Annotated in this window: 18 protein-coding genes; 13 read left to right on the forward strand and 5 right to left on the reverse strand. The window is 38.0% G+C overall.

From position 1 onward, the window contains the following. Positions 1 to 7 precede the first annotated feature (7 nt). From tsaA to ggt, 3 genes are all read right to left on the reverse strand, one after another. Positions 8 to 466: a tRNA (N6-threonylcarbamoyladenosine(37)-N6)-methyltransferase TrmO gene (tsaA, locus tag ACM40_RS14915; RefSeq protein ID WP_048503536.1), complete on the reverse strand. Its 459-nt coding sequence runs from the start codon at positions 464 to 466 to the stop codon at positions 8 to 10. Positions 467 to 491: 25 nt separating this feature from the next. Further along, positions 492 to 1,772, reverse strand: a complete 1,281-nt coding sequence (locus tag ACM40_RS14920; protein ID WP_048503537.1) for a dicarboxylate/amino acid:cation symporter — start codon at positions 1,770 to 1,772, stop codon at positions 492 to 494. Between the two features lie 297 nt (positions 1,773 to 2,069). Continuing rightward, a complete protein-coding gene (ggt, locus tag ACM40_RS14925) occupies positions 2,070 to 3,758 on the reverse strand; it encodes a gamma-glutamyltransferase (protein ID WP_048503538.1) in 1,689 nt (562 codons plus the stop codon). A gap of 255 nt (positions 3,759 to 4,013) precedes the next feature. Here ggt and ACM40_RS14930 point away from each other — a divergent pair, with 255 nt between their 5' ends. From ACM40_RS14930 to ACM40_RS14940, 3 genes are all read left to right on the forward strand, one after another. Further along, positions 4,014 to 6,869, forward strand: coding sequence for a TonB-dependent receptor plug domain-containing protein (locus ACM40_RS14930; RefSeq protein WP_048503787.1), 2,856 nt, complete (start codon positions 4,014 to 4,016; stop codon positions 6,867 to 6,869). Between the two features lie 104 nt (positions 6,870 to 6,973). Then, on the forward strand, positions 6,974 to 7,939 hold the full coding sequence (locus ACM40_RS14935) for an NAD-dependent epimerase/dehydratase family protein (protein WP_048503539.1): 966 nt from the start codon (positions 6,974 to 6,976) through the stop codon (positions 7,937 to 7,939). A gap of 84 nt (positions 7,940 to 8,023) precedes the next feature. Beyond that, complete coding sequence (locus ACM40_RS14940; RefSeq protein WP_048503540.1) at positions 8,024 to 8,776, forward strand: polysaccharide deacetylase family protein; 753 nt, start codon at positions 8,024 to 8,026, stop codon at positions 8,774 to 8,776. A gap of 322 nt (positions 8,777 to 9,098) precedes the next feature. Here the strand turns inward: ACM40_RS14940 and ACM40_RS14945 are convergent, their stop codons facing one another. Next, positions 9,099 to 10,304, reverse strand: a complete 1,206-nt coding sequence (locus ACM40_RS14945) for a metallophosphoesterase (RefSeq protein WP_048503541.1) — start codon at positions 10,302 to 10,304, stop codon at positions 9,099 to 9,101. A 67-nt stretch (positions 10,305 to 10,371) separates the two neighbouring features. Next, the gene (locus ACM40_RS14950; RefSeq protein ID WP_048503542.1) at positions 10,372 to 11,439 is read right to left on the reverse strand and encodes a 3-oxoacyl-ACP synthase III family protein; all 1,068 of its coding nucleotides are present in this window, start codon (positions 11,437 to 11,439) and stop codon (positions 10,372 to 10,374) included. A gap of 101 nt (positions 11,440 to 11,540) precedes the next feature. On the opposite strand from ACM40_RS14950, the gene ACM40_RS14955 reads away from it, so the two are divergent. From ACM40_RS14955 to ACM40_RS15000, 10 genes are all read left to right on the forward strand, one after another. Continuing rightward, positions 11,541 to 12,110, forward strand: a complete 570-nt coding sequence (locus ACM40_RS14955; RefSeq protein WP_048503543.1) for a hypothetical protein — start codon at positions 11,541 to 11,543, stop codon at positions 12,108 to 12,110. A 4-nt stretch (positions 12,111 to 12,114) separates the two neighbouring features. Then, positions 12,115 to 12,846 carry a bifunctional demethylmenaquinone methyltransferase/2-methoxy-6-polyprenyl-1,4-benzoquinol methylase UbiE gene (gene ubiE / locus ACM40_RS14960; protein ID WP_048503544.1) on the forward strand — a complete coding sequence of 244 codons (732 nt, stop codon included), beginning with the start codon at positions 12,115 to 12,117 and terminating at the stop codon, positions 12,844 to 12,846. A 3-nt stretch (positions 12,847 to 12,849) separates the two neighbouring features. Further along, positions 12,850 to 13,632, forward strand: a complete 783-nt coding sequence (locus tag ACM40_RS14965) for a porin family protein (protein ID WP_048503545.1) — start codon at positions 12,850 to 12,852, stop codon at positions 13,630 to 13,632. A 143-nt stretch (positions 13,633 to 13,775) separates the two neighbouring features. Continuing rightward, on the forward strand, positions 13,776 to 14,078 hold the full coding sequence (locus tag ACM40_RS14970; RefSeq protein ID WP_048503546.1) for a hypothetical protein: 303 nt from the start codon (positions 13,776 to 13,778) through the stop codon (positions 14,076 to 14,078). Continuing rightward, the gene (locus ACM40_RS14975; RefSeq protein WP_040996063.1) at positions 14,078 to 14,365 is read left to right on the forward strand and encodes a cell division protein ZapA; all 288 of its coding nucleotides are present in this window, start codon (positions 14,078 to 14,080) and stop codon (positions 14,363 to 14,365) included. Before ACM40_RS14970 ends, ACM40_RS14975 begins: the two co-directional genes overlap by 1 nt. 229 nt (positions 14,366 to 14,594) lie before the next feature. Further along, positions 14,595 to 16,163 (forward strand): ribonuclease Y, encoded by a 1,569-nt coding sequence (gene rny, locus ACM40_RS14980; protein WP_048503547.1) that lies wholly within the window; start codon positions 14,595 to 14,597, stop codon positions 16,161 to 16,163. 322 nt (positions 16,164 to 16,485) lie between these two features. Then, positions 16,486 to 16,662: a bacteriocin-like protein gene (locus ACM40_RS20620; protein ID WP_165579311.1), complete on the forward strand. Its 177-nt coding sequence runs from the start codon at positions 16,486 to 16,488 to the stop codon at positions 16,660 to 16,662. 79 nt (positions 16,663 to 16,741) lie between these two features. After that, positions 16,742 to 17,542 carry a GLPGLI family protein gene (locus ACM40_RS14990; protein ID WP_048503549.1) on the forward strand — a complete coding sequence of 267 codons (801 nt, stop codon included), beginning with the start codon at positions 16,742 to 16,744 and terminating at the stop codon, positions 17,540 to 17,542. Positions 17,543 to 17,672: 130 nt separating this feature from the next. After that, entirely contained in the window at positions 17,673 to 18,233 is a 561-nt protein-coding gene (locus ACM40_RS14995; protein WP_048503550.1) for a DUF6624 domain-containing protein, read from the forward strand. 118 nt (positions 18,234 to 18,351) lie between these two features. Next, a complete protein-coding gene (locus ACM40_RS15000) occupies positions 18,352 to 19,593 on the forward strand; it encodes an MFS transporter (RefSeq protein ID WP_048503551.1) in 1,242 nt (413 codons plus the stop codon). Positions 19,594 to 19,656: the final 63 nt, after the last annotated feature.

A 19,656-nucleotide genomic window follows, 5' to 3' on the forward strand; every position in this document is an offset into this window, starting at 1 on the left:
TGCCGGACTATTTCCAGTAGTTTTTCATAAGATCTGCTACCCACTCAGGCTGTTTGATCTCTGTTTTCGGTTGAAATTCCTTGAATACAGGTTTAATATCAAGCACAGGTGTTCCGTCAATAGCATCCAGGAACTTTACTTTGATGGATCTGCCATTGTGTTCCAGTAATTCAACTGTTGCAAGCCCTATTGTGTTTGGTCTGTCCTTTTTGCGCTGTCCGAAAATACCTGTCATCGGATAATTTACATTCCCTCTCGGATGACCGGAAAAAACGATATCATCTTTTTTTACCTTGTCAAAATAATAAATGATTTCCAGATGGGAGAAGCTTGAAATGCTGTTAAAAGCTTCCGTAGGAATATGGTCCGCCAATTCAATTTCTGCAGTGATGGTTTCCCAGTTGTCATCGATTGGTTCCGTTCTTGAATTTTTGACTGTTGCTACAGGCCGAAGTATTATTTCCATTTCTAAGTGTTTTTATATTGATTTTTTAAATTTCCAGTTTTTTCTCTATTTCAGTCGGGTGATCCAGACAGTACTGAAGCTGGTTTTTATCCAGCTGTTTTTCCCAGTTGGCAACCACTACAGTGGCTACAGAATTTCCAATAACGTTTGTCAGTGCTCTGCATTCGCTCATAAATTTATCAATTCCCAGGATTAAAGTCATTCCTGCAATGGGTATTTCTGGAACTACAGCCAAAGTTGCCGCTAAAGTAACGAACCCTGCTCCTGTAACTCCTGCAGCACCCTTTGAGCTGAGCATTGCCACCAAAAGCAGCATTAATTGTTTTTCCAGCGGAAGGTGAATGTTCAGGGCCTGGGCTATAAAAAGAGAAGCCAGCGTCATATAAATGTTTGTTCCATCCAGGTTAAAAGAATATCCTGTAGGAACCACCAGCCCTACAATCGCTCTTGAGCAGCCTGCTTTTTCAAGTTTTTCCATAATTCCCGGAAGTGCCGATTCGGAAGAGCTGGTTCCTAGAACCAACAGCAGTTCCTCCTTCAGATAAAACATCAGCTTAAAAATATTGAATCCGTTGTACCAGGCTACGGCACCCAAAACCAAAACAACAAAAAGAATAGAGGTAATATAAAATGTTCCCACTAGATATATAAGATTCAGCACCGAATGAAGGCCATATTTTCCAATGGTAAATGCCATGGCACCAAAAGCTCCGATCGGGGCAAGCTTCATCAGTAAGTGGACTATTTTGAATATCGGAGTCGACAGATCCTGTAAAAAATCGGTTACTTTCTGGCTTTTTTCTTTGGTTAAAACCAGGGCAACACCCATTAAAATGGCTACAAGTAATACCTGCAGTATGTTTTCGCCAACCAACGGGCTGAAAAGTGTTTCAGGAATGATATTCATGATAAAGCCGGTCAGCGTGGTATCATGGGCTTTTTGCTGATACTGCGAAACATCTCCGGACAGGGTAGCGGGATCAACGTTTAAGCCATGTCCCGGCTGCAGAAAGTTTCCGACAATCAACCCGATAATCAGGGCTAAAGTTGAAAATGTAAAGAAATAGATCATTGCTTTTATGGCAATACGTCCGACTTTTTTTAGGTCAGTCATATGCGCGATTCCAAGCGTTAAAGTAATGAAAATCACAGGGGCTATAATCATTTTCACCAGTTTGATGAACCCGTCGCCCAGCGGTTTCATTTTTTCGCCCAGTTCAGGATAAAACCTTCCTAAAAGTATACCGGCTGCTATGGCAATAATAACCTGAAAATAAAGCTGTTGGTGAATTTGTTTCGCTTTCAAAGGATTCTTTTTATTTTGGATGCGGAAAATTAAGAATTTTTATCTTAAACATGACAAATGTCAGTTAAAATAATCCGGAGGTCTTGAAAAAGAGAAGGAGAAGTCAAAAGATAGAAGATTCTGAAAGTTTCTATAAAAAAACGTCTCTTTTGACTGAATGGTTCGTTCTTAAAAGAAATAATGCTTCGACTCCGCTCAGTATGACAGTTTACAGTCTCTACACTTATACTTATTAGAGATGTCATGCTGAGCGTAGTCGAAGCATATAAAAGCTTTGGTAGAAATGAATCTGTGTAATTATTCCACCGCAACCGAATCATCCCCGCGGCCATCTGCCACAGCATGGATGTTTCCATTATCATCCATCAGGATCAGTTCGGTTTTTCCGATGTATTTTATTTTTTCGATCACATAATTTTTGCTTTTAAGAGCTTCAATTGTACTTTCGGGGAAATTATTTTCTACGGTAATTTTTTCGGGAAGCCACTGATGATGGAACTTTGGTGCATTCACTGAAATATTGGCATTCAGTTTAAAATCTACCACATTCACAATAGACTGATAAACGGAAGTAGGAATGGTGGTTCCTCCCGGTGTTCCAACAACCATGTAAGGTTTTCCGTTTTTAAGCAGGATAGTAGGAGTCATTGAAGAAAGCATCCTTTTATTAGGCTGTATAGAGTTGGCTTCCCCACCTACGGCCCCAAACATATTCGGAACGCCAGGTTTAATAGAGAAATCGTCCATTTCGTTGTTTAAAAAGAATCCGGCACCTGAAACAACAACTTTACTTCCATAGTATCCGTTGAGGGTAGTCGTTACAGAAGCTGCATTTCCGTCTTTGTCAATAACGGAAATATGGGTGGTCTGTGTTGATTCTTTGGGCTGTTCGATGATTTTTCCTACTTCTGAACTAGGGGTAGCCTTACTGAAGCTGAAGCTTTTCCATCTGCTTTTTAAATAAGCATCAGAAGTCAGGTAAGTGGTTTTATCCTCAATGAAATCAGGGTCGCCCATATATTCTGCTCTGTCTGCAAAAGCTCTTCTTTCAGCTTCCGTCATGATCTGTACAGCTTCCGTTGAGTTCTGCTGATATTTTTCAAGGTTTTCGTATCCGGCCATTGTCAGCATTTGGGCAAGCAATACACCGCCACTGGAAGGAAGAGGCATGGTTACCACGCGGTTTCCTTTATAATCAAATTCTAAAGGTTTTCTTTCTGCTGTTTTATAATTTTTAAGGTCTTCCAAAGTAATGATTCCGTTGCCTTTTTTCATTTCGGAAACCATTAATTCAGCGGTTTTACCTTCATAAAATCCTTTGGCTCCCAGTTTCTGAATTAATTTCAGTGTGGCAGCCAGCTCTTTCTGCACCAAAAGATCACCGGCTTTCCATGGACTATCTTTTACAAAAGCGATAGAAGATTTATTGTGTTTTAAGAAGTTTTCTTTGTGGGTATTCAGCATATTGGCTTCCATTTCCGTGATGGCAAATCCTTTTTCTGCCAAATCAATAGCTGGCTGGATAATTTTGTCCATCGGGAGTTTACAGTATTTTAAAGTCGCAAAAAATCCGGCTATGCTTCCAGGGATTCCCACTGCGAGTCTTCCGTTTTGGGACAGGTCTGTATTGGCTTTTCCGGTTTTGTCAACATACATGTCTCTGGAAGCTTTCCTGGGAGCTGTTTCTCTATAATCCAGCGTGAATTTTTCACCATTGTTTTTCACACCGACCAGAAAACCGCCACCACCGATATTTCCGGCCTGAGGATATACCACAGCAAGGGCATATTGTGTTGCCACAATAGCATCGTAAGCATTTCCTCCCATCTTCATAATATCCGCTCCCGCCTGGCTTGCAAGAGGGTGGGCAGAAACCACTACACCTTTATTCTTTACTTTCACCTCTTTTATGATGTTGAAATCAGTAAACTGTGCCCAGTATATATTACCTGCCAACAGTACTGCTGCAATAAAAAACTTCTTCATATGATTTTTGTTTTAAACAAAAGTAGAGAATTTTTGAAGAAACTGTCAGTCTTTAACAGGAGTTTATATTTGTAAAAATCACTAAAAAATAAATTATTCGTTAAATTATTTATTTGTATGAAAAATATAAAACAGATTGATTAATTTATTTGATTTATTGGTATTGTTTTATTTATTTTCATTAAATATGGCGTTTTATTGAGTTTAATATAGTATTTTATGTATTTAATTGTTATTTTTGATAAAAGAAACCATATGAGAAAAAATTACCAGAAAATTGCTTTGCTTGGAGTATTGTTTTTTATTTCAGCAAATGCCAGTGCCCAAACCAATGATTCTATAAAGACCAACCAGGTAGATGAAGTAAAGATCTCCATTGGTTCAAGGAATAAAGCCCGGGTCGCTACTGATACTCCCGTTCCTGTAGATGTTATTAACATCGGATCCCAGTCGGTTTTAAGCCCACAAATGGATCTTAATCAGATTCTGAATTATGCAGCGCCTTCTTTTACGTCCAACTCAACAACCGTAGCGGATGGAACAGACCATGTGGATCCCGCCCAATTAAGAGGGCTCGGACCTGATCAGGTATTGGTTCTTCTCAATGGAAAAAGAAGGCATACCTCTTCTTTGGTCAATATCAACGGTTCGCCGGGCAGAGGATCGGTAGGGACCGACCTCAATGCAATTCCCGCATTTGCTATTGAAAGATTAGAGGTGTTGAGGGACGGAGCTTCTGCACAATATGGCTCTGATGCTATTGCAGGGGTCATTAACGTCATTATGAAGAAAAATACCAATGCTTTTACAGCTGCTGTTACAGCGGGAGCTTTTAATTCAAAAGGATCCAATGATCATCATGGAGGCTGGGATGGCGGAAAATACCAGGTGGATCTTAATTATGGAACTAAGCTTGGAACAAGCGGATTTATCAATTTCACGGCAAGTTTATTAAGCCGGGACGATACCAGGAGGGCTATGGCTGCGACCGGAGATATTTTTAATGCCTATAATGCCATTGAGCAAAGAGCATTGGAAAACGGGGTAAATATTTCTTCGCTTTTTGGAAACATTAGTAATACTCCAAACACACAGCAAATCATAGGTTATATCCATCAGTATGCCCCGCAGGTCGGTTATTTTACAGCCCAGCAGCAAGCGGGTATTCAATCTGCAAATACTATTGCACAATTACAGAACTTGTTGAGAGTTGATGTAACTGAAAATGAATTGGCTTACAGGAAACTGACAAGGGATGATTTTAATATGAGGGTAGGACAGTCGAAACTGACATCCGGCCAGTTTTTTATGAATTCTGAATTTGATCTTTCTTCATCAGTGAAGGGGTATGCCTTTGGGGGTATTTCTTACAGAGACGGTAATGCTGCCGGCTTTTTCAGAAGACCCAATCAGAACAGAACTTCCACTTCGTTGTATCCCAATGGTTTTTTGCCTGAAATAGCCTCTGATGTGATTGATCTTTCTTTTGCAGGTGGATTTAAAGGAAAATTGGGAAATGTCAATTACGACATCAGTAACACTTTTGGTCAGAATACTTTTGATTATACCATTAAAAACACTGCCAATGCATCCATGCCTTATCCTAGCAAAACAGAATTTGATGCAGGAGGATTAAGCTTTATGCAGAATACCATCAATGCAGATTTCGATACAAAAGTTGACTGGCTGAAAGGCTTTAATATAGCTTTCGGAGGTGAAGCGAGGTTTGAACGGTATAAGATAAAAAACGGAGAAGAGGCATCATGGGCGCTTTATGATATCAACGGAAGGATTCAGACACCAACAACTGATGTTTCTTTAAAACCAACTGATTTTTTTGGAGCTACCAGACCAGGTGGATCACAGGTGTTCCCAGGTTTCAGGCCTGAAAATGCTTTAAATAAAGGGAGGCAGTCTGTAGCGGCTTATGTGGATACTGAACTGGATGTTACGGATAAGTGGCTTTTGAGTGCGGCTTTACGTTATGAAAACTATTCAGACTTTGGATCTACCTTCAATTATAAAGTTGCAACCCGATATAAACTGACTGATCAGATCAATTTAAGAGCGGCTCATTCTACAGGCTTCAGAGCGCCTTCTTTGCAGCAGATTTACTTTAATGCTACAGCAACTCAGTTTGTTGGCGGTACAGCGTTTGAAGTGGGTACGTTTTCAAATGATTCGGAAGCGGCCAAGCTGTTGGGTATTCCACAGTTAAAACAGGAAGAATCAACAAGTTATTCCGCCGGGTTTACAGCTAAAATTCCACAAGCCAATCTTACCTTTACGGTTGATGGATATTATATTAAAATTAAGAACAGGGTAGTTCTTACCGATCAGTTTTCAAGACCATCCGGAACTTTTCCTGATGGAAGTCCGCAGAAAAATCTACAGGTTCTTTTTGACCAGGCTAATGCTAATGCGGCAACATTTTTCGCTAATGCCATTGATACCCAGACTAAAGGACTGGAAGGAGTTATTTCCCACAGAGGGAGATTTTCTGAAAAGTTTTCATTAAACTCTGATCTGGCAGTGACTATATCCAAAACCAACAGGATAGGAGAGATTCATGGTTCGGATGCTTTGATTAATGCGGGGCAGATCAACAGATATTACTCGGAATCCAGCAGGATCTACCTGCAGGAAGCTGTTCCTAGATTTAAGGCATCTCTTAATAATTCTTTTGAGATCAGCAGGTTTAATGTGCTTCTTAGAAACGTGTATTTCGGAAAAGTTACCGACCCGAATGTGATGGATGCTAACGGAGACGGGATTATAAGTGGTGAGATTATCAACGGGCAGGCAGTTGCCACAGAACATCCTGTTTGGGGTGGCAAAGTGATTACTGATCTTTCGGTAGGCTATAAATTCAGCAATCAATTCAGGCTGACGATTGGAGCCAATAATTTATTTGATATTTATCCGGATAAAAATTATGGGCCTGCTGTTGTGAAAACACCTGCTCTGGATAGTTCCGGCAACCTGGTGTATGTTGCCAATGCTGCTCCTGTAGATCTTACCAACCAGAATCAGTTTGTTTATTCAAGAAACACATCTCAGTTTGGGATGAACGGAAGGTTTCTTTTTGCCAGGGTCAACCTGAGCTTTTAAAGGCTTCTTTTCAGGTATAATGAAAAAGGTATGTTTTTGCATACCTTTTTTATTTTGGATGGTATGATTTTTTTACTTTTGTACAATTCTAAAAAATATGTAAAATGGAATCCTATACGGAAAGAATACTCATTACAGGTGCATTGGGACAGATCGGCACCGAACTGACAAACAGACTTGTTGAAATTCACGGGGCTGACAACGTTGTAGCATCAGGACTGGACAGATGGCAAAAAGGAATTACTGCTGCAGGACATTACGAAAGAATGGATGTTACCAATACGCAGTTGGTAAGACAGGTAATCAAGGATTATGAGATCACTACAGTGTATCACCTGGCTTCTCTTTTATCCGGAACTTCAGAAAAGCAGCCGATTTTCGCCTGGAAACTTAATCTGGAACCTCTCCTTCATTTTTGTGAAATGGCAAAGGAAGGGCTCCTTAAAAAGATCTTCTGGCCAAGTTCAATTGCTGTATTTGGTAAAGGAATTCCAAAACAGAATGTAGGACAGGATGTTGTTTTGAATCCTACCACCGTGTATGGGATTTCCAAAATGGCCGGAGAAAAATGGTGCGAATATTATTTTGATAAATATGGAGTAGATGTAAGAAGCATCAGATACCCTGGACTTATCTCATGGAAAACTCCTGCAGGGGGTGGTACTACCGATTATGCCGTAGAGATTTTTTACGAAGCGATAGAGGAAGGCAAATATACCAGCTTTATTTCTGAAGACACGGGAATGCCAATGTTGTATATGGATGATGCCATCAATGCTACCTTGAAATTAATGGAAGCTCCGAAAGAAAGTCTTACCGTTCGTTCTTCTTACAATTTGGGTGGAATGTCATTTACTCCTAAAGAACTGGCAGAAGAAATCAAGAAAGAAATACCGGATTTTTCGATCGATTATCAGCCGGATTTCAGACAGGCAATTGCAGATTCATGGCCGGCTTCCATTGATGATTCCGTTGCGAAAAAAGACTGGGGGCTTACTTATGATTTCGGAATTTCTGAAATGACGAAGGATATGATTAAGAATCTCAGAGTGAAATTAAATAAAAGTTAATTACTTAAAGCTAATGTTTAAATATTAATTTATTTAACATCTGATTTATAATTAATTATGAATATTATCTAAAATTTAATTTAAATGATTTTATTGACTTTTAACATCTTAAATATTGAAGCTGAAGCTAAAAACGGTTCGGAAATTTCGGATGTGGAAAGACTGAAAATTGCAGAAGACAATACAAAAGCTATTCTTCGGATTTTAGATATTTATGACATTAAAGCCAGTTTTTTTGTAGAGGTTTCCATCGCTGAAAAATTGCAGAATTTATTAAAAGCAATTTCATCCAAAGGGCATGAAATTGCTTTTTATAATAAGAACTCCAATCTGCATGAAATTGAAAATGTCAAAAAAAATATTCAGGATCTTTTGGAAAAACAGATCAGGGGAATCAGGCAAAAAGATTTTAAACTGCCTCAGGAAAATCTGAAATCATTGGAGTTTAATTATGTTTCCAATATCGATAATGCAGATATTCTTTTTCCCTTCAAAAGGCTGAAAAGAGATACGGAGATCAGTGAAGAAGACGGATTGAGTATTGTACCGGAAAGCATCTCGCCATACAGCCAGCTGCCGTATAATGATTTTGTATTTCAGATCCTGCCGATGAAGTATTATCAGAATATGGTTTTTGAAACCCTTAAAAAGGATGATTTTGTACTGATCTATCTTAATTCCTGGCAATTCACCGACTTTAAAAAGTATAGATTTGACATCCCGTTTTACAGGAGCCTTTTTTCGGGTAAAAAAATGGAGGACAAGCTGGAGGCACTCCTTGCCTGGATCGATGAGAATGATATGGCTACTTCGCGTATGAAGGATTATATTTTTTAGGTAGCAGGGATTAGGGATTAGGGATTAGGGATTAGGGATTAGGGATTAGGGATTAGGGGCTGCGTCGCAGTTGAAATTCCGGTCTTTGTTTATGTCAATTGTGAATTTTGTTTTGCAAGTGAATGGTGAATTCAGAATCAAGAGCCAAGATGCAAGAGTCAAGAACAAAGATGCTAAATGTCAGACATCAGACGATAAACTCGTTGTTTTAATGACTACGAACTAGCAATAGTAAGTGAACACGCTTCTCTCAACTCATTTATTCTCCAACCCTCAAACTCCAAACTCTCCGACTCCGCAACTCGAATCCCGCATCGCGGAACTAACTCAGCTCAAACAAAGTTATTTCCGGCAAAACCCCAACTCTTCCCGGATAGCCCAGAACTCCAAACCCTCTGTTGACATACAGCATTTTCCCCTCACTTTCATACAGATCGGCCCATTTTGGATAACGGTACTGTACCGGAGACCATTTGATATTTTTCAGGTCTAAGCCGAACTGCATACCGTGGGTGTGTCCTGAAAGGGTTAAATGAATGTTTCCGGGATGCTTTTTCACTACATAATCAAAATGGGTAGGATCATGGCTCATCAGGATTTTTGGAGCGGATTCCGGTACACCTTTTAAAGCGTCATCAATTTTACCGAATTGAGGGAAGGGCTTCAATCCCCAGTTTTCAACTCCTAGGATGTAAAGCTTTTCTCCGTTCCTGTCTATTACCCTGTTTTCGTTTCTCAGCATATCAAAACCGGCTTGTCTTTCGTATTCGATAAGAGTGTCAAGATTCTTCTTTTTAGCATCAGCGGAGGTCCAGGTAACATAATCTCCATAATCGTGGTTTCCGAGAACTGCAAACTTGCCGTCTTTTGCTTTAATTTTTGAAAATAAAGGGATAAAAGGCTTGAATTCATCCGAGACATTATTCACCATATCTCCCGTGAAAAGGACAAGGTCCGGATCCTGCTCATTAATCAGATCAATAGCATGCTGCAGTTTGGACGGATCAGTAAAACTTCCGCTGTGCACATCGGAAATCTGGATTACTTTATAGCCCTGGAAGCTTTTTGAAAGTCCCGGGATTTTTATCTTTATTTTTCTTACCGTATGCCTGTACTTTCCGAACGTAATTCCATCAATAAAAAGAGCCGAAAGCACACCTCCAAGACCTAAACCTACCAGACTCAGGAACTTTCTTCTCTCGGGAAAGAAGTTTTCATTGGGTTGGGTTAATCCTATCAGGTATCCACCGGTTCTTAAGATGTCATCGATCAGTAAAAACAGGACTACAAAGATTTTAGGCAGAATAAAGATCAGGAATAATGAAATCATGATCTGGAATCTGACAGTGCTTCTGTCTGATTTTTGGAAATGGGTAACTTCATAGGCAAAGATCCCATAAACGGCCAAAGAGACAACCCAGTACCCGAGTCTTATCCAGAAATTATCAGTTAATGTTCTTATAGCCTGATAGATATAGACCTCCAGGAACAGGAAGACGGCGGCAATGATTAAAAAATTTCTCTGCATGATCAATTTAAAAAAGCACAAAGAATAATTTCCCTGTGCTTTATATTTTTTTATTAATTAAATATTTTTAAGGAAATCTGTACACGATAGCATTGATGTTCATTCCGGCCCCTACCGACGTCATTACAATGTTACCTTTATCTTTAAACGTTTGACCTTCCATTTTTCCTTTAATTATTAAATCATACATGGTAGGAATGGTCGCTACAGAGGTATTTCCAAAATCCTGGATGGTCATAGGGGAGATGGCATGGTCGTATTCTTTCACATCGTAAAGCTTGTGAAGTCTTTCAATCATGGCGTAATCCATTTTTGCATTGGCCTGGTGAATCAGGATCTTGTCAATATCTTCAAGAGAAAGCCCGGCATCATCAATGGTTTCTTTGATGGCTACGGGAACATTTTTCAGAGCGTATTCATAAATTTTTCTACCCTGCATTCTTACAAATAAACGGGTCTGGTCTGCATCTTTGTTGATGGAAGGACCGTTAGCCAGGTAATTTAATTCAGGACCGTTATCGCAAATGGTGTTGTGGGCAATGATTCCTACATTTTCTTCATCTGTAGCCTTTACTACAACAGCTCCGGCACCGTCTGCGAAGATCATTCTGTTTCTGTCATGCGGGTCTGTAACACGGCTCAGGGTTTCACCTCCGATTACAAGGATTGTTTTGGCTACTCCGGCTTTAATTAAATTGTCGGCCAAAATCATAGCTTCCACCCATCCCGGACATCCGAAAAGCATATCATAAGTAACGCACTTTCTGTTTTTAATGCCCAGTTTATTTTTTACTCTTGCCGCCATCGTAGGCATGAAATCAGCATAACCGTTTTGGGTAACTTCGCCGAAGTTGCTGGCGTAAATAATATAATCCAGTTCTTCTCCATCTACTTTAGCATCCTCAAGGGCTGCTTTTGCAGCTTGAAAACCGATCTGTGAGTTGGAAAGATCGTCTTCAATAAATCTTCTGTTTTCTATTTCTGTGATTTCTACAAACTTCGCGATAGTTTCTTCAGCAGGTTTCTCAATCTTAACTCCATCTTCAGTGTAGAACTCAGAATCCATGAAATAATCTCTACCAATAACTCTGTTAGGAATATAGGACCCGGAACCAATAATGATCGTATTCGGCATTCGTTTATATGATTTTTTAAAGATGCAAAGTTAATAATTAATATTAATAACGGAGAATTAAAAATATTATTAAATTTGCAAAAATTGTACTTTACAATCGTATGAAAAACAACTCGTCCTTAAAAGGCTTACTTATTGCAGCTGTGGTGTTTATCCTCGCCTTTGGGATCTACTTCTTTTTTTTAGCCAAGAAAAATTATTTTGTCGTAGACAACCCTACTTCCAACACTTATTATTTTAAGATCAATAACGGTTCGGAGGGGATCATTTCTGCGGGACAGTACGTTCATGTAGATATCAAACCCGGGAAAAATTCTATCAAGGTTTTTGATCAGAATAAGAAAATGCTCTATGATTCTGCTTTTGAAGTTAATAAAATTCGGGGACTGATTAATATCGCCCATCAGGATTATTATATTAATGATCAGTATTATGGATACAATCTTAAAAAAGATTCACTACTTTTGGCCCTTGACAAGATCACGATAAACGGAAAAGAATATCTCGGAGGAGCAAGGCACTTCAATAAGCTTTACACCGAAGATTTTTATTATAATGTAGATGAAGATTACGATAAAGTGATCAAAAACATCCAGAAAGTGGAATCGAGATCAAAGATCTTCAGAAAGCAGGATTTCCTAAATTATTACAAAGAATATTACAAGTTTTAAAGTTTTGACAAAAGATATTACCAAAGTTACTCCCTACAATTCCGAGGCTACCAAAAAAAGCCAGGTAGAGGATATGTTCGACAATATTGCACCGAAGTATGACCTTCTGAATCATGTTTTATCTATGAAAATTGATGTTTTATGGAGAAATACACTGGTGAAAATGATGAAAAAAGACAACCCGCAAGAAGTGCTGGATGTGGCTACAGGAACGGGAGATTTAGCAATCACGATAGAAAAAGGAACCGGTGCAAAAGTAATTGGTTTGGATTTATCACAACAAATGCTGAATGTTGGCGTTATTAAAATAAAAAAACTTAAATTAGACGGCAAAATTTCCATGCAAAAAGGGGATGCAGAAAATTTACCTTTCGAGGACAATAGATTCGATGCTGTTTCCGTTGCATTTGGAGTAAGGAATTTTGAAAACCTTACCAAAGGTTTGGCAGAATTAAGAAGAGTAGTTAAAGATAACAAGAGTGTTTATATACTGGAGTTTTCAAAGGTTGAGGGGTTCTTAGGTCCATTTTATATGTTTTACTTCAAAAACATATTACCTGCAATTGGCAGATTGGTTTCCAAAGATAATAGGGCATATACATACCTTCCGGATTCTGTAAATGCTTTTCCTTTCGGGGAAAAGATGAAGCAAATTCTTTTAGATACAGGATTTAAGAAAGTAGAATATAAAAAGCTAAGTTTAGGTATAGCCACAATTTATAAAGCAACAAAGTAACCTATGAATAAATTTCTATTAAGAGCACTGGTTTTAGCCTCAGTCAATATTGCAGTTTTTGCAGATGCACAATTCAGAACCCGAAACAGAATGGATAAGTTGGAAGACTTTGACGAGCAGAAATTCAGTTGGGGTTTTTATTTGAACGGCAACAGGCTGGACTACCGTATCGTCCTTCATCCGAGATACGGTTCAGAAGGCAATCAGAATCTTGTTAAATCCAAAGAAAGCTACAGTTTCGGGGCCGGTCTGATCGCCAAATGGAGGCTGAACGACTATCTGGATTTAAGATTGGAGCCAGGCTTGCAATTTGCTCAGAGACAGTTGATTTTCAATACCCAGTCAAATGACCAGTATGCTGCCGGAACATTGACGAATCCACCTTTTACTCCAATTCCGTTAACAGATAAAGATAAAACAAGAGATATCAAATCCACATTGGTAGATGTCCCTGTACTATTGGAACTTCATGGTAACAGATGGTACAATTCCAGACCCTACATTGCAGCAGGGGTGAACTATGTGGTTAACCTTCAGTCCAATTCAGATTCTGAAGATGACAACATGCAGCAGGTTTTCAGATCTACCACGCATAACTTTGCCTGGTCGGCTGAAATGGGAATTCAGTTTTATTTCAACAAATTTAAGCTTACTCCGGCTATCAGAGGAACGTTCTTCATGAACAACGAGAAAGTAGCGGATAATGCGACTACACCTCCGTACTGGGCAACAGCAATGTCTACCCTTCAGACAAGAGCGGTGATGTTTGTTCTTAAATTTGAATAAGTAAATTAATACATCAAAAATACGGAAGGAGGGGCTTATGCACCTCCTTTTTTTCATACCCGGTCAAAATATAAGGACTTTTATTTTTGTTACTGTTATTATTTTTTTACTTTTGCTATTAGTTAGAATATAGAAAACCTGAAATGCTTCAAGATTTAGAAAATAATTTTTCAGAATTAGAGAAAAAGATTTTGCTTTTACAAAAGAACTATAAAAATCTTACTGAGACATTATCTGAATTAACGGTTGAGCATGAAGATCTGAAGAAGAAATACGATGAGGAAAGAAGAAGAAATCAGGTATTAGCAGAAGAACAAAAAAATATAAAACTTTATTCAGCAATATCAGGGAATCCTGAACACAACAGATTAATGAAAAACCATATCAACAGATTGGTAAAAGAAATTGATTTCTGTATTGCACAGCTTCAAAACAGTGGATTATAATGGATGTAAGAAGAATAACCATCAACATTGCAGGAAGGGTATATCCGCTGAACGTACCGGCCGCAGAGGAGGAAACTCTGCGTAAAGTAGGAAAGCAGATTGAAAATATGATTAAAGATTTTGAACAGAACTTCGACGTAAGAGACAAACAGGATGCTTTGGCGATGTGTGCCCTGAAACTGGGAACCAATGCTGAAGTGGTTTCTCTTAACTACGAAAAAAATATAAATTCTACCAACGAAAGATTAGTGAAGATTAATCAGTTGTTGAATGAAACTGGGAAATAGATTTTTTTTCCCGACAAGACTGCCTACAATAATTCTAACACATTTAAGGTAAACTCAACGCTAAACAATTACCGAACGAATGTCCGCTGAATGGCGTGCCGGGTTTCCCGGATTACAGACAGTGGAACTTAGTTCAAATCGTGTTGATTAGGAGTTTACTCTCAATCCCTGAATTGTTGTAGGTTTTTTTATTTAGATAATGTAAGACAATTAAAACTCAATATATATTATGACAACAGCCATTATAGTCGGCGTTATTTGCTTAGTTGTAGGAGCGGTAATAGGGATTCTTTTCTCTAAGAGCTCACTCAATACCAAAGCAAAATTTATTGTAGATGATGCAAAGAAAAATGCCGAAAACCTTATAGAAAAAGCAAATGTTCAAGCTGAATCCATAAAGAAAGAAAAAAATCTGCAGGCCAAAGAAAAATTTTTGGAACTGAAATCCCAGCATGACGCGGATATCCAGTCCCGTGAGAAAAAAATGCAGGAGATTGAAAAAAGGATCAAAGACAAGGAGCACAAGCTGAATGATGAGCTTAGCAAGACCGGAAAACTTGAAAAAGACCTGGACAAGCAGATTGCAGATTACGCTAAGAAAAATGAAATCTTAGAAAGAAAACAGCAGGAACTTGATGTAGCTACTGCCAAAAAAGTAGAGATCCTGGAGAAAATTGCTAACTACACAGCAGAAGAAGCGAAAGCAGAATTGGTAGAAACCATGAAAGCAGAAGCGAAAACAAGAGCTCAGGCGCACGTTCAGGGTATTATGGAAGAAGCGCAGCTTAATGCTAAAAACGAGGCAAGAAAAATCGTTATCCAGACCATCCAGAGAATCGGAACCGAGCAGGCCATCGAAAACTCAGTATCCGTTTTCAATATTGAATCTGATGAGGTAAAAGGAAGAATCATCGGTAGAGAAGGTAGAAACATCCGTGCTTTAGAAGCCGTTACAGGAGTGGAAATCATTGTTGATGATACCCCTGAAGCGATCCTTCTTTCATGCTTTGACCCGGTGAGAAGAGAAATTGCAAGATTATCCCTTCACAGGTTGGTAACAGATGGAAGAATCCACCCGGCAAGAATTGAAGAAGTGGTAGAGAAAACAAGAAAACAGATCGAGGAAGAGATCATAGAAGTAGGAAAAAGAACGATCATTGATCTTGGAATCCACGGATTACACCCTGAATTGATCAAAATCGTAGGTAGAATGAAATACCGTTCTTCTTACGGACAAAACTTATTACAGCACTCAAGAGAAGTAGCTAATATTGCTGCAACAATGGCTGCTGAATTAGGACTTAATGTGAAATTAGCCAAAAGGGCAGGTCTTTTACATGATATCGGTAAAGTTCCTGAGCAGGAATCAGAACTTCCTCACGCTTTATTAGGAATGCAGTGGGCTGAAAAATATGGTGAAAATGCAGAAGTTGTTAACGCCATCGGAGCTCACCACGACGAAATTGAAATGAAGTCATTATTATCACCAATCATCCAGGTAGCTGATGCGATTTCAGGAGCAAGACCGGGAGCAAGAAGACAGGTGCTTGAATCATACATCCAGAGACTGAAAGACCTTGAATCGGCTGCATTAAGCTTCGACGGAGTATCAAGCGCATATGCGATCCAGGCTGGTAGAGAGCTGAGAGTAATGGTAGAAAGCGGAAAAGTAAACGATGAAGTTGCCAACCAGCTGTCTTATGACATTTCTGAAAAAATCCAGAATGAACTGACATATCCGGGACAGGTAAAAGTAACGGTAATCAGGGAAACAAGAGCCGTGAATATTGCAAGATAATAACACGATCAAGATATTTAATAAAAACCTTTCAGGAAACTGGAAGGTTTTTTTATATAAATAGAATAGTCTATCTTAAGATTTTAGGCATCTAATTTCTCTTTTTTCTCTTCTTTGATATTGAGATTGTGTCATATGTAATATTTTAGCGATGTTTCCTGTGTGTTTTTTTTATCAACTTATTTTTATCATTATTATGTACAACTATATTATTTATCTGTTGATATTTACATAAAACTTACATAAAAAGGGTGAATTTATTTCAATTGTGCTTGATATATTTGAAAGGTCAATAAGGCACAAAACAATAAAAAAAATTATTATGAAAAATTTAAAAAAGATTTCAAGAGAGAATTTGAAAAAAGTTCAAGGAGGCAGAAGAGCAGATTTCTGTCAGCCGGGAGCTGGTGACGTTTGCGCACAATACGGATTGGAATGTGGGTTTTGGTACACTTACCAAGATGGTGTATTAGTAGAGAGCCATAACGCGTGTATGTAATTAATTTGAAATGAGTGCTTAAAGAGATATCAAAAGTATCTCTTTTTTTCTATTTTTATAATAACTTAATGCATACTACATGAAACACTTATTTATTTTCATATTTATATCGAATATAATATTTGCACAAAATATTACTTTCATTTATGATGTGAAATACAAACCTAACTCAGGAAAGGAAATTAAAACAGAATACTATTATTTGGATGTTTTGGGAAGTCAATCTGTTTTTAGATCAGAAAGTGCAAGAAATGCTGATTCTTTAATGCAAAAGAATGGATTCTGGCAAAGTCGGAAACCGACATTTGATCATATATATTCCTTCAAGAACTTAATTAGTAATAAGGTGTATAAAAGTGTTACACATCCGGCAATGTATGACCTATACCGTATCAATATTGATGATAAACTTGAGTGGCATATACTCCCAGAAAAAAAGAAAATTGGTGACATGGAATGCCAAAAGGCTTCAGTACAATATGGCGGACGAAATTGGATAGCCTGGTTTGATCCTAAAAACCCAATACAAGATGGGCCATATGTTTTTTATGGACTTCCCGGGCTAATTCTAAAATTGAATGATGACCAAGGTGATTTTGATTTTAACCTGATTTCAATTAAAAGATCTGATAAAAATAATATGTTTTATGTCAGAAAAGGAAAAGAAATAAATTGGGACACCTATAAAAAATTGCAAAGCGACTATTATAATGATCCTTTTGCTGAAATTAAAGCCCATGGTATCAAAACAAAGACTGGTGATGCAAATGGAAATCCTGTAAGTGTAAGCTGGAAGGAAATGACTGAAAGTATTCAAAAACAGTTAGTAGATAAAAATAATCCCATAGAAATAGACAAGAAAGTTGAATTTAAGAAATAGCATTCAAAATAAAAACTATTAAACACGTATAAATAATATTAAATGCGCTCTGTTGAGTGCATTTTTTTTAGAAATTCGGTTTTATTATTTTACATTTAGTTTTCGCGATTTTATTTTTTTAAATTTTTATATGATTACAAAACTTAAATACACATTACCTGTTTTTATTCTTTGCTTTTTTGGCTGTAAAAAGACAGAAAATTATTCTGAAGTTAAAAAAACTTTAGAACAGGTATTAGTAGATGATCAAAAATTCCGGCAACCAACCTATGATTATATTAAACAAGCTCCAATAGACAGAAAGAATATTAAAATAGTAACTAAAATCATTGATAGTTTAGGATGGCTGGGTGAAGATAAGATAGGGCATGATGCTAATTTAGCACTGTTTTTAGTAATTCAGCATGCTGATAAATTGGAAACAATGGAAAAATATCTACCCATATTAAAAGAAGCTGCTAACAAAGGGAATGCTAAAAAAGAACAAGCAGCCTACCTGATTGATAGAGTAGAATTATTAAATAATAGAAAACAGATTTACGGAACACAATATTCAATAAGAAAAAACGGAACAACTTTTATAGAAAACCTTATTGATTCTGCAAATGTGAACTCCAGAAGAAAATCCATGGACTTATATCCGTTGGAAGATTATTTAAGAAAAATTGATTCTTCAAATAATACAAAATGATATTAATAATGTTTTGACAGATTGAGTTTAATGGTAATTACATGGAAAGCAGAATAAGATATTTAATAAAAACCTTTCAGGAAACTGGAAGGTTTTTTATTTTTATCAAAACTTAAAAATGCAAGAACTGCCTTTGTCTTCAAAACTGAAGTACATCTTTTCAATTCCCGTTATTATTTCAGCCCTCGGCTATTTTGTAGATATCTATGACCTTCTTTTATTCGGGATTGTAAGAATTCCGAGCCTGAAAGCTTTAGGCTTGAATCCTGATGCCGACGGAACCTTTATTCTGAACTGCCAGATGGTGGGACTTCTTATCGGAGGTGTTTTCTGGGGAATTTTTGGAGACAAAAAAGGAAGGCTGTCTGTACTTTTCGGGTCTATTTTAGTCTATTCCTTAGCCAATATTGCCTGTGGATTTTTACCCTATTTTCCCAAAGAGCATCTGGTGTACCAATATGCAGGATTAAGGTTCATTGCAGGAATAGGGCTGGCCGGAGAGCTTGGAGCCGGAATTACCCTCGTTTCCGAAAGCCTGCCAAAGAATCTCAGAGCCATCGGAACTTCAGTAGTGGCCGGCTTCGGACTGATGGGAGCCGTTGTGGCACAACTCACCGTAGAATTGGCCGGAGGATGGAATATCTCCTATATCATTGGTGGAATTATGGGAATCATGCTGTTGATCCTCAGGGTAAGTGTTTCAGAATCCGGAATTTATAAAAATTTAGAACATAAAAGCGTCTCCAAAGGCAACTTTCTTTCCTTTTTTACCAATAAAGAACGTTTCGCCAGATATCTTAAATGTATTGCGGTGGGACTGCCTACATGGTATTGTATAGGCATTCTGGCTGTTTTAGCCAACCAGTTTGCCCCTGAATTGGGGATTAAGGATCTTAACCCCGGAAAAGCTATTATGTGGGCTTATGTAGGTATTTCTGTCGGTGACTTAATGAGCGGTTTTATTTCCCATGCTCTTAAATCCCGTAAAATGGCCATTTTTTATATGCTCTTGTTTACGATAGTGGGGGTGGCTATTATGCTGTTCGGAAATACCAATTCAGAAACAAAGTATTATATATTCTGTGTATGGCTGGGGCTGGGGACCGGCTATTGGGCTATGTTTGTAACCCTGGCGGCAGAACAGTTCGGAACCAATATCAGAAATACGGCGACCACTACTGTTCCCAATATGGTAAGAGGATTGGTTCCTGTTATGATTCTTGCATTTGACCTGTTGAAAAATAATTTCACTGTCATTGTAAGTGCGGCAATTGTAGGAATTGTGGTCTTTGGACTGGCTTTTTACTCATCCCTTACCATCTCGGAAACCCATGACAAGGATTTGGAATTTACAGAATAATTAAAACTGTTTAAGAAATATTATGATTATGTTTTACGTTTAAAGTATAGTAAAGGTAATGAA

The organism is Chryseobacterium sp. BLS98 (assembly GCF_001045445.1).
GTDB lineage: Bacteria > Bacteroidota > Bacteroidia > Flavobacteriales > Weeksellaceae > Chryseobacterium.